Annotated in this window: 10 protein-coding genes; 4 read left to right on the top strand and 6 right to left on the bottom strand. The window is 45.8% G+C overall.

The genetic code is table 11. The features are described 5' to 3' along the window. Positions 1 to 22: 22 nt before the first annotated feature. The 4 genes from ACR6Z4_RS01360 to ACR6Z4_RS01345 all read right to left on the bottom strand — a co-directional run bounded on the left by ACR6Z4_RS01360 (position 23) and on the right by ACR6Z4_RS01345 (position 6,180). Positions 23 to 787 carry a response regulator transcription factor gene (locus tag ACR6Z4_RS01360; RefSeq protein WP_479715401.1) on the bottom strand — a complete coding sequence of 255 codons (765 nt, stop codon included), beginning with the start codon at positions 785 to 787 and terminating at the stop codon, positions 23 to 25. Positions 788 to 1,381: 594 nt separating this feature from the next. Then, entirely contained in the window at positions 1,382 to 4,255 is a 2,874-nt protein-coding gene (locus ACR6Z4_RS01355) for a response regulator (protein WP_479715400.1), read from the bottom strand. Between the two features lie 634 nt (positions 4,256 to 4,889). Next, complete coding sequence (locus tag ACR6Z4_RS01350) at positions 4,890 to 5,300, bottom strand: hypothetical protein (protein WP_479715399.1); 411 nt, start codon at positions 5,298 to 5,300, stop codon at positions 4,890 to 4,892. Further along, a complete protein-coding gene (locus ACR6Z4_RS01345) occupies positions 5,293 to 6,180 on the bottom strand; it encodes a pirin family protein (protein WP_479715398.1) in 888 nt (295 codons plus the stop codon). The genes ACR6Z4_RS01350 and ACR6Z4_RS01345 overlap by 8 nt, the downstream gene beginning before the upstream one ends. A gap of 175 nt (positions 6,181 to 6,355) precedes the next feature. Here ACR6Z4_RS01345 and ACR6Z4_RS01340 point away from each other — a divergent pair, with 175 nt between their 5' ends. After that, entirely contained in the window at positions 6,356 to 6,895 is a 540-nt protein-coding gene (locus ACR6Z4_RS01340; protein WP_479715397.1) for a PadR family transcriptional regulator, read from the top strand. A 2-nt stretch (positions 6,896 to 6,897) separates the two neighbouring features. On the opposite strand, the gene ACR6Z4_RS01335 is transcribed toward ACR6Z4_RS01340, so the two are convergent. After that, positions 6,898 to 7,218: an ArsR/SmtB family transcription factor gene (locus ACR6Z4_RS01335; RefSeq protein ID WP_479715396.1), complete on the bottom strand. Its 321-nt coding sequence runs from the start codon at positions 7,216 to 7,218 to the stop codon at positions 6,898 to 6,900. A gap of 279 nt (positions 7,219 to 7,497) precedes the next feature. After that, on the bottom strand, positions 7,498 to 8,334 hold the full coding sequence (locus ACR6Z4_RS01330; RefSeq protein ID WP_479715395.1) for a ComEC/Rec2 family competence protein: 837 nt from the start codon (positions 8,332 to 8,334) through the stop codon (positions 7,498 to 7,500). A gap of 906 nt (positions 8,335 to 9,240) precedes the next feature. Between ACR6Z4_RS01330 and ACR6Z4_RS01325 the strand changes: the two genes are divergently transcribed. The 3 genes from ACR6Z4_RS01325 to ACR6Z4_RS01315 all read left to right on the top strand — a co-directional run bounded on the left by ACR6Z4_RS01325 (position 9,241) and on the right by ACR6Z4_RS01315 (position 10,664). Beyond that, the gene (locus ACR6Z4_RS01325) at positions 9,241 to 9,534 is read left to right on the top strand and encodes a thioredoxin family protein (protein ID WP_479715394.1); all 294 of its coding nucleotides are present in this window, start codon (positions 9,241 to 9,243) and stop codon (positions 9,532 to 9,534) included. Positions 9,535 to 10,105: 571 nt separating this feature from the next. Next, complete coding sequence (locus ACR6Z4_RS01320; RefSeq protein WP_479715448.1) at positions 10,106 to 10,264, top strand: hypothetical protein; 159 nt, start codon at positions 10,106 to 10,108, stop codon at positions 10,262 to 10,264. 172 nt (positions 10,265 to 10,436) lie between these two features. Next, complete coding sequence (locus ACR6Z4_RS01315; RefSeq protein ID WP_479715393.1) at positions 10,437 to 10,664, top strand: DUF3134 family protein; 228 nt, start codon at positions 10,437 to 10,439, stop codon at positions 10,662 to 10,664. Positions 10,665 to 10,708: the final 44 nt, after the last annotated feature.

The raw sequence follows: 10,708 nt of genomic DNA, 5'->3' as shown, positions 1-10,708 counted from the left end.
ATGATCACGGTTTGGATAGCTTCTAAGCTGCAACTCTAGCCGGTTGCATCGCAGATGCTTGCTTTAGCAAAGAGTCTCGTAATACATAGCCAATTCCTCGCACGGTATGTAGTAATCGTGGTTGATGGTGCTGTTCCAGCTTCAATCGCAAGTAGCGGATATAAACATCTAGAATGTTGGAATCAATCGTAGGGCTATCATTCCAGACATGATCTAGAATCTGATTGCGGGTCATCACCTGCCGGGGATGAGTCATCAAGTATTCCAACAGGGTAAATTCTTTAGTGGTCAGTTCAATCACTTTTTTGTGGCGATGGACTTCACGGGTGACTCGATTGAGCGTTAAATCTGCAAACTGCAAATAGTTTGATTCTGCTTCTAAACAAACTCGTCTGAGTCGCGATCGCATCCTTGCCCTCAGTTCTTCAACCGCAAAGGGTTTAAATAGATAATCATCCGCTCCGGCATCTAAACCCGCAACACAATCCCGACGCTGATCTCGTGTGCCCATTAAAATCAATGGGATGCGGATGCCGGTTGCCCGCAGACGACGACAAATATCTAACCCCGAAAAATCTGGAAGATTCATGCCCAGAAGAATCAGATCGGGTTGCGATTCTCGAATATGAATCAATCCTTCCATCCCATTGTGGGCAACGGTGAGGGAATAGCAGTAGTGGCTGGCTGGAACGGAGTTTGTAGTATCGTCAGGTGTATGATGTAAATTTAACTCCAATACGTGAGCCAAATAACTATCTGCTTCAATCAATAAAATGTGAGTGTTCATAGGGCTAATCGATGAACGGTACCAACAAGGTTTCCATCAGCCCTTAGTGTGCAAAATTTTTCCAAATTCCACCACTCAAGATTCGTGACTTAAGCTCTGATTTAAGATGATTTCTATAACAATTGAAGGGTGACTCAGGACGGAGTGCAGGGGTAGAACCCCTGGTTCGGGGGCACCACAGCCCCTGCGCCTCTGTCCTAACTTTTCCATGATGCCAGGTCTATATCGTGGTGAGAGAGCCGCACGGAGCGCGGCTTTCTTACCGCTTATCTTCCAACTTACAGCGCTTCGCGCTTGAATATATTTAGATTTTTTGTTGTGTGCCGCGCTCCGCGCGGCACACAACAAAAAATCTGTGGCTTAATCAATTGAAAATAGCTGTAGTTAAGACTGCTATCGAGAAGCTACAATCTTGCTCGATCCCCCTAAATCCCCGTGCATTTGTGCCACTGCGCTAGAAAAAAGAGGGACGTTCGAACCAATTCCCCCTTTTTTTCTATCGTAGGGGCAGGTTTCGCCGAAATGCCGACTGCAAAGCGATCAGAGACTTGCTAAACCTGCCCTTACAAAGATTTGTCAATCCGCTTAGAGGTTTTACGATAGGTGTTGAGCAATTATTTCCAGTAAATGCTTGAGTTTGACAGGTTTGGCTAAGTAGTCGTTTGCCCCTGCTTCGAGACACCGTTCTAAGTCTCCATGCATGGCTAAAGCAGTCAGGGCAATGATAGGAATGGCTTGAATGGCGGTATCAGCACGTATTCGGCGGGTGGCTTCCAGTCCATCCATCTTGGGCATTTGGATATCCATCACAATCAAATTGGGTTGATGATGTTTTGCCATTTCTACGGCTTCTAAGCCATCGCGAGCCAGGATCACTTGAAAATCATGGGCTTCCAGGTAACTTTTGATGGTTGTGATATTGGCTTCATTATCTTCTACCAGCAAAATTGTAGGACTTTTGGATAATTCTGCTGCTGCGATAATCAGGGCAGTTTCCGGGTTGGGTGGCTGCACATGGGCATAAATTCGGTTAAGTGCTTCATAAAATTTTTGCCGTGAGAGCGGTTTTAACAGATGTTCGGCTGCGCCTAACTCCAGGCTACGCGATCGCTCATCTACCACTGAAATAACAATAATGGGAATGTGCTGCGTCTCTGGATGGGCTTTTAACTCACGTAATACTTCCCAGCCCGAATAATCTGGTAACAATATATCTAAGACAATCACATCGGGCTGAACGCGCAATGCCACACTGACTGCACCTTCTCCAACGGGATGAATCACGCTGGTTGCCCCTAGTTCAGCCAGATATCGCTTAATTTGGCTGGCGGCTGTGGTTGAATCTTCTACGACTAAAACATTCTGAATTTCACCTTCCTGTAACGGGATGTTGAGTAATGGCGAATTATCTTCTTCTGATAACGGATGCCAGGGCAATCTGACTTTAAAACAACTGCCCCTGCCGACCTCACTTTCAACTTCGATGCTGCCACCATGCAGTTCAACAATCCGTTGAACGATGGATAACCCCAGTCCGGTGCCTGTATACCGGCGTGATAGAGAACTGTCTACCTGAATAAAGGGCTGGAAAATTTGACTCAGATGTTCTGGGGCAATGCCAATGCCGCTGTCTTTAACCTCAAATTCAACTGCTTGTTGGGGTGTGTCCATCCATACATTGAGCTCAACACGACCCCCATCGGGTGTGAATTTGACTGCATTGGTGAGCAAATTGACTAACACCTGAAGCAGCCGCCGTTCATCGGCTTCAATCTGCGTCAGGGTGTCATCCATGTTGCACGTCAGCTGAATTTGTTTTTGCCGAGCTTGTTGTTTGACGAAATTGAGACTAGCCTGACAAACCGACTGAAGCGAGATGCAACTCCGGTCGAGTTCCATCTTGCCCGATTCAATTTTAGACAGGTCTAAAATGTCATTAATTAATGAGAGTAAGTGTTGCCCACTTTGTTCAATGGTTTGTAAAAATTGACGTTGTCGGTCGGTGAGACTGCCAAATACTTCTTCTAATAGCACTTCAGATAACCCCAGAATGGAATTCAGGGGGGTGCGCAATTCATGACTCATATTTGCCAGAAATTCATCTTTCAGGCGGGCAGCTCTGGCAAGTTCTGCATTGGCTAAACTGATGCGCTCGCTACTATGCCGCAATTGCACTTCGGCTTGCTTTTCTTGAGTAATATCTCGCCCGACCGATTGAAACTCATGACATTGCCCGTCTTGATCAAACAACATGCGGTTGATCCATTTAGTCCAGCGCACCTCTCCGTTGACTACGACTCGGTTTTCGATCGTAACGGTAGGATTTTCTGGGCTCATGGAATTGACTAATTGAGCTACGAGTTCTCGATCGTCTTCAAAGATGATCGGTTCGTAACTTTTACCAAGGACATCCTCTACCTTCAGCCCGAAATAACGCAAATAGGCACCATTGACAAATTGAATGGTGGTGTCGGCTGAATATCGAACAATCAATTCTGTTTGATCTTCAACAATAGCACGATAGCGGGCTTCACTTTGTTGCTCTAATTGCTCATAGGCACCAGCTTGCTGAAGTGCAATACCTAGATGAACGGCTAATTGTTGCAATAGTTCGATTTCTATGACTTGCCACGATCGCGGTGCGGCACAGTGGTGCGCAATCAATAACCCCCATAACTGGTCATCTCGTAAAATTGGCACAACCAAATTAGCGTGTACCTGAAACTGTGATAGAAATTCGACATGACAGGGAGCCAGAGTGCCATCATGAATGTTGGCTTTTGCCAGAATTCGCCCTTGTTGGTAGGGAGTGACATATCCTTCGGCGAAACAAGGATCATGGATTTGGGTAAAGTGGATGGATTGCCATTGGGAACCGACTGATTCTGAAACCACTGTGCCATCTCCATCGGCTTCTAGGCGAAAAATAATGACACGATCGGTCTGAAGAAACTGGCGGATTTCGGTGACTGCTGTGTGCAGAATTTCATCGAGTTCTAGGGATTGATGAATTTGCTGGCTAATGCGACGGGTCAGTTGTTCCCGTTCTATTTGCTGTTGCAGTTGGCGATGCAGTTGTACGGTTGTGATGCTTTGCTTTATGGCGATGCGCAAACTTTCGGGGGTAATAGATTCTTTGACCAGGTAGCCTTGTGCCCCAGATTGAATAGCTTGTAGTGCGATCGCTTCATTTCCCTGCCCGGTGATGAGAATAACAGGTAAACAGGGCTGTTGCGTCGGAGATTGTAATTGAGCCAGAAATTCTAATCCATTTAAATCGGGTAAGCGATAGTCGAGCAATATCACATCGGGGTGATGCTGTTCCCAGAGTTCCAGACCTTCTTGCCCCGATTCTGCTTCTAGAAGCACACAGTCAGACTCCTGATTGTGGGTTAGGTAGCGTCGGTAAACGTTCCGATCTTCTGGAGAATCATCAACAATCAGGATAGTAGTGGGTAGTTGGCTCATAGAGAATTTATAGGGAATTCAAAAGATATTTCAAACATCTACCCTATCTACCTAACCCTATATCTATAGGCAGGGTTGAATTATTCGCTTTATGCTAATTTAATTCTAAGGTTAGCGCTAGGATTAATTTCAGCTTTAATACTAATTTATTTAGAAATAGTGTGAACAGATTGCCGAAGGGTTAGTTTCTCGTGCCCCAAACCCTAACTAAGGATCGTGGATTAAATAAGATCGAATATTGAATCGTTTGGAGGGGCGAACGGCCGTTCGCCCGTACAACAAATCATCGGAGTTATTGAATTCCCATTCCTAAGTACGTACCCGGTCTCAATCAGTAGTATCAATCTTTATATATAGAAAAAACGTGATACAAAAATACTAATAATTTTCAGTTATAGCGATTTGCAATTGCTTACAACCAGACTGTTTTTGTGAGAGCCGCGCGGAGCGCGGCTCTCACAAAAATAACTATGGCTTACTCAAGTGCAACGCGCTGTATGGCAACCGTCTCGACGGTTAATAAATCTCCAATTCTAAGGATCGTGGATTGCATAAAACCGAAGATTCATTTTTGGAAGCGCGGCGGAGCCGCGCTTCCAAAAATAAACGTCCGGGTTTTAATGAATTGGTGATCCTACGTGTGCGCTGGTAGTAAGGTAACGACATCAGCATGAGCCAGCACTACATCCGGGTTGCGTTGAAATGCCGCATCATACTTCATCGCAAAATCGTCACCTGATTCATTGGGCGTTAATAACGTCCGCACATCGGTCATGTAATCTGCGATCGCTTCTAACGTCACGGGTTCATCGGCATGAAGTAAATCATCAATTTGGACAATCATTTCAGAAAGCCGATGCAACCAGGCAAAATGTTCGTGACTGATCACCAGTTGCAACAGTTCACCCGTTGTCACTTGCCCTCGAACTTGTTCGTAGCTGGTGCGTTCCATATCCAACAATAGTTTGTGGAGACGCAGCAGTTTAATGCGTAGCTGACTCAGGTGTTGATGTTGATCGATCCGGTTTTGCAAAATGTTATGCATGAATTCGTCCCATCCTTCCATTGCGGTAATCGTCAATCGCTTGCATAATCTCGGCTTCGGTGTTCATAACAAATGGACCGTAGCGCACAACAGGTTCATTCAGCGGTATGCCTGCAATCAGCAGCAGATCCAGGGAGTGTTGAGCTGTCGCCGGATTGGCGATCGCCACTGCGTCTCCATCTTGAGCAAAGATCACCATTTGTCCGTCCTCACCTCGTTCTTGGGCACTGCCAAATAAGCCCGAACCCTCTAGCACGTACGCAAAGGCATTATATTCCTTTGGCACCGTCTGAACAATTGTTGCGCCAGGTCGTAAGGTGAAGTGCAGGTAGATAATCGGGGTGCGGGTTTCAATCACCGCTTTTGCCCCGAAGGCTTCGCCGGCAATGACCCGTACCGTAACAGATTGATCTGGGCTGTGTGCCACAGGAATCTGAGCGGCTGGAATTTCTTGATAGCGGGGTGCGATCAGTTTGTCTCGTTGCGGCAGGTTGACCCAGAGTTGAATGCCATGCAACCGTCCTCCGGTGCGAGTAAACTCTGATTCTGGCATTTCAGAATGAACGACGCCCGCGCCTGCGGTCATCCATTGCACATCACCGGGATGCAATGACCCTGTATGCCCCTGCGAATCTTTGTGTTCCAACCGTCCATCTAAGACATAGCTAACGGTTTCAAACCCACGATGAGGATGATCGGGTGCGCCCTTTGCCTGACCGGGTTGTAATTGAACGGGCCCCAATTCATCGAGTAGCAGAAATGGATCAAACTCTGAGAAACTACTTTTTGGAAACGGACGGCGCACCAGGAACCCGGCTCCTTCCAGTGTTTCAACACTGTGGATGACGCCAGCAATGGTTCGTAGAGGTTGCACGGTCATACAATTCTCCTGATTAGGGAATGGGAACTGACTGAATCCAGGTGTGGATTTGAAGGTGAACCCAACGGATTCATTTATTCGTCTCGTCCCATATGTGATTAGTCCTATAATAGCATGAGAATCCATTTACGTTAGCGGTGGGGGTTTTCCCCTGCTTTTGTTCGGTAAACCGTCTATGTCGCTTGCCCATATTATTCTCGGTCTACTTCAGCAGCAGCAACGAACAGGCTACGATCTAAAAACCGACTGTTTTGATGATTGCATTGCTCATCTCTGGCCTGCCGATCAGTCGCAGATTTATCGCACCCTCGATAAATTAGAAACGCAAGGTTGGATTGTGTGTACCGTTGAGATTCAGAGCGATCGCCCCAATCGTAAGGTCTACCAGATTACTGAAACCGGGGCAGCTGAATTTCTGCGCTGGCTACAAACTCACCAACCGTTGCCCATTTTGCGAGAACCGTTGCTGGTGCAACTTTATTTTGCGGCGCAGTTACCCGATGAGGCGATCGCTCATTTGCTAGAGCAAGAGTTAGAAACTCGCCAAAAAAAGTTAGCAGAATGTCACGCCATCCCTCTCCCCAGTTTGGATGATCCTTCTGCGTCGCGCGAACAAGTGATCCAGCGACTGGTGGTGGACTTAGTCAGCCGACGAGAACAGACCTATTTAGACTGGTTAAAGCAGGCGATCGCTTACTTTAACGCTGATATTTAATACTATTCCAACTTCTCCAGGGCATCGCGTACATCCACCAAATGGTTGTTAAAGACTTCTAGAGCCGCATCTAGAATCTTAAAAATGGCAGGATCCCGAATGGAATAAAACACAAAATTACCTTGCTTGCGGCTAACGACTAGATTGCGACTGCGCAATACGGCTAATTGTTGAGAAATCGATGAAGGTTCTGTTTCCAGCCACTCAGCCATATCATTGACACTCCGTTCCCCTGTTCGCAAGGCGTCTAAAATCTGAATCCGCACGGGATTGGATAACACTTTGAACAGATCGGCTTTAAAGTAGCTGGGTTTAAAGGGCATTTTAGTATTTGAGTATCTTCAAAGCTTCTTTGGCAGACTAGCATTTCAGCGTTCAGTCACGCAACTCTTGGGGTATAGCTGAGGACAAGAAACCGTAGGTTTCTTGTCCTCAGCTAGATCTAAAATTAGCGAAGCCGTCTCTCTCTCAAAGAATTACAGAGTCATGAATCTGTAATCCTTAGGAGCACAAATTAATTAAAACTTGGAAGTTTATTTTTGGAAGCGCGGCGGAGCCGCGCTTCCAAAAATAAACCTTCGGTTTTATTAAATCCACGATCCTCAGAACTGATAGGCTTTGGTCTGAGTTTTGATCTGCCGCAACCGATCCAAAAATTTGGAAATGGTGATGGTGCCATCATCATGAGTGGTCAGGAGTTTGCGATCGCAGACCCCCTCCGGGCAACCTTTGGCGTGTTTTTTATATTGATTCAACATATCGGGTGAAACACGTTGATTCAATTCATTGGAAATAATGATCAGTTCGGGTCTACAGTAATCAAACACGTCTGCACAATAGCTTTCTTCTCGTCCATGATTAGCTGCCACAAACATATTCACACGTCGTAAGCGATCGCGGAAAGGTTCATACTTCAATAGTGCCAACCAACCTGCTGTTTCCAGATCACCCGGGAAGATAATATTGATATCTCCATAGGAAACAAACGTAACCAGGCTAAGGTTATGAGCATCCTGAAAGTCGGGGTGATTGTTCCAGAAAAACGAGAAATCAATGCCATGAATCTTCAGAGTTTGACTGACCTTACGGCAGTGGGGATCGGGGTTGGGTGTAATGACATTGCTAAATCGTTGATTGGCAACAGCTAATTCATGGAACTGATCGTCTTCTAGTGAAGGATTGGCAACCAGGAAATGAACCGCTAAACCATCTACCAGAGTCTGTCTGAGAAAGTCAGAGAGTCCGGCTAAATGTTCGGTGCCATAAGCCGGAATAATCAAGCAGTCTAGAGAGGTGCAGTGTTGGTGCAGAAGATGCTTGGAAGGGTTGAATCCACTGCGAGTACTGTAACCAAAATCAATCAGAATCGTATGATGATCGCCCGTACTAACAGCAGCACAGAACCCATGATCAACTTCAAAAATTTTGATGTCTAGCATCGTGTTACTCCGGGTGAAATCATACATCAAATGGCATTACTTGGGATCGTGGATTTCATAAAACTGAAGATTTATGGTTGGAAGCGTAGCGACACCGCACCTCCAACTATAAGCGTCGATGATTTGTTGTACGAGCAAACGGCGGTTTGCTCCTGCAACCGATGCAATCGTCGATCTGACTTACAGCCATTTTCAATGGCTTAAGCCACAGATTTTTTGTTGTGTGCCGCGCGGAGCGCGGCACACAACAAAAAATCTAACCATGTCCAAGCGCGAAGCGCTGTAATCCACGATCCCGGAGGTCACGTTCAAATTCATACCCAAACTCACACCGCGTAAATCAGTTGAGGAGACTGCTTTACTGAGAATTGCAAAGGGTCTTCGGAGGAAGGGTATAAAAACGTCTTCGAGTGTTGCTTGCCACACCTTAGCACAGGTGTTAATCTATATGCAAGACTTTGCATATTTTCAGGTATAAAAATTTCTAAATGCGAATATGTAGATGGAAAGATTAAAAATTGATGAACTTGCGCCGATCCAAAGGGAACTCACGATAGATAAAGAGTGTGTACTGCGTTTTAGTGAGGGGGTACATCCTCTGCGCTCATCTGTTTGCCACGCTCAGATCGTGGATTTAATACCATCTAACTTTTTTGAGAGAGTGACGGCTCCGCTGTCACTCTCTCGAAAATTACAGCTTGATTCACTTCAATCGCCATCGATACCCTACTTGCGACTGTGGTTGAAAGTAGGTCTGAAGCATGGGCAATTGCCAGACATGAATAGCCTATCCAGACCATCAATTTTCCGGATAGGCTCCTCGCCGGAGGATAAATATAAAACCACGGTTGCCCGTCTGACATTGTTTTCTTGAACTCGATAGTATTTGTTTGGAGAAACCGATCGATGTATAACCCTCACATTGAAATCATTGCCGCTAATCATGAGAATTGTCATTTTCTGGAAAACAATGTGCTGACGGCGATCGCCAAACTCGGGATCAATGCCCAGGTCAATTGCATCACAGACGCAGAAGAAGCAAACCGACGACGATTGGGCTATACACCAGCATTGGTGATTAATGGCAGAGTGGTGGGGCAGGGGAAGACGATTTCATCTCGGCAGATCCAATTATTCCTGTTAGAAGCCGGGGGTGTGATTAAAAATGACAAGGCGAATCGTTCCGGTTTAAGAAATTAAGGTGACTTCAAGGTACTGAAGAATTGTTTGATTGGGGATCGCGATCGCCGCTTATCGCGATCCCCGATCAGAGTGAAAGCGCCTGCCCAAGGGGCAGGCGCTTTCACTCTGATCATTTTTACGAATTAAATCGCTATGGCTGTGATGTTTTAATGATCCCTGTGAAATCGGTGTGAACTTGACGAATCTTTGTAAGGGCAGGTTTAGCAAATTCCTGATCAGTTTGCAGTCAGCGTTTTGGCAAAACCTGTCGCTACGGTGGAATGCGTCTTCTGACACTTTGGTCAGTCAATCACGGTAGTCCATGATGGCGACAAAAAATGGTGGTTTAAGCTATTGAAAATGGCTGTATCCCTTGATGGATAAAATTTTGGGCGATAGATCGCTGACTTTAGCAATATTTTTGTTTCTAAAATAGACTATGATGGGGGAACCAAGTCTAAAAGAGGGCACCCATGAGCTACATCAAGACACCGGGGAAAGACCTCAACTCAGTGAAAAAATCGGAGTGATGGCAGCGAACTCATTCCGGCTGAAGTGTAAGCTCACTTCGCCATGATGATTTTAGCCGATTGATGATGCTTCCTCAACAGGGTATACCTTAGACGATGAAGGGTTCGTTAACAACTACGCTATTGAGCCTGAAGTATCTGCTTCAGCCTATCCTTCACCCCCCCATGCTGAAAAATTTAGTGTTTGCGCTGCTGAGAGTCTCAGGAACAAGAATTAAATAACGTCGATGATGTGTTGTACAAGCGGACAATTGTACGCTCCTGCAACTGATTCAATAGTCGATCTGATTTAATCCACGATCCTTAGCGATGTCGTGACCTGAGCCAGATGATTCAAGGCTGAAAGCGCCATATTTTTAACTATATCTATCTTAAAGAGGATTGCTAACAATGACGATATGCTATAACCCTTCTCTTAGTGAAGAATCCCGAAATCAACCGATGAGAGTCGCTCCTTTTCCACCCAGAGAATCTCTGCTAAACTGGCTTGAAAGCAGTGGTAGATTCCATGCCAGCGAAAGTGATGAATTGCCGGATCACATCATGCCTGAAGAACTGGATGATATCCTGGAGCCAGAAGGTTATGCGCTCGACACTGAAGAAGAGGATTTAGATTAGGAAGCATCCTTGGTCTGAAAGTAAGAATTGAAAGTAGAAATTTC

The sequence above is a fragment of the Calyptranema fuscum S582 genome (assembly GCF_055793305.1).
This window is presented reverse-complemented; position numbering and strand designations above follow the sequence as displayed.

Excerpts from the sequence above, each read along its gene's own strand:
- ACR6Z4_RS01345 (WP_479715398.1), bottom strand. The coding sequence starts at position 6,180 with ATGACCGTGCAACCTCTACGAACCATTGCTGGCGTCATCCACAGTGTT.
- ACR6Z4_RS01340 (WP_479715397.1), top strand. The coding sequence starts at position 6,356 with ATGTCGCTTGCCCATATTATTCTCGGTCTACTTCAGCAGCAGCAACGA.
- ACR6Z4_RS01330 (WP_479715395.1), bottom strand. The coding sequence starts at position 8,334 with ATGCTAGACATCAAAATTTTTGAAGTTGATCATGGGTTCTGTGCTGCT.
- ACR6Z4_RS01325 (WP_479715394.1), top strand. The coding sequence starts at position 9,241 with ATGTATAACCCTCACATTGAAATCATTGCCGCTAATCATGAGAATTGT.
- ACR6Z4_RS01315 (WP_479715393.1), top strand. The coding sequence starts at position 10,437 with ATGACGATATGCTATAACCCTTCTCTTAGTGAAGAATCCCGAAATCAA.
- ACR6Z4_RS01335 (WP_479715396.1), bottom strand. The coding sequence starts at position 7,218 with ATGCCCTTTAAACCCAGCTACTTTAAAGCCGATCTGTTCAAAGTGTTA.
- ACR6Z4_RS01360 (WP_479715401.1), bottom strand. The coding sequence starts at position 787 with ATGAACACTCACATTTTATTGATTGAAGCAGATAGTTATTTGGCTCAC.
- ACR6Z4_RS01350 (WP_479715399.1), bottom strand. The coding sequence starts at position 5,300 with ATGCATAACATTTTGCAAAACCGGATCGATCAACATCAACACCTGAGT.
- ACR6Z4_RS01355 (WP_479715400.1), bottom strand. The coding sequence starts at position 4,255 with ATGAGCCAACTACCCACTACTATCCTGATTGTTGATGATTCTCCAGAA.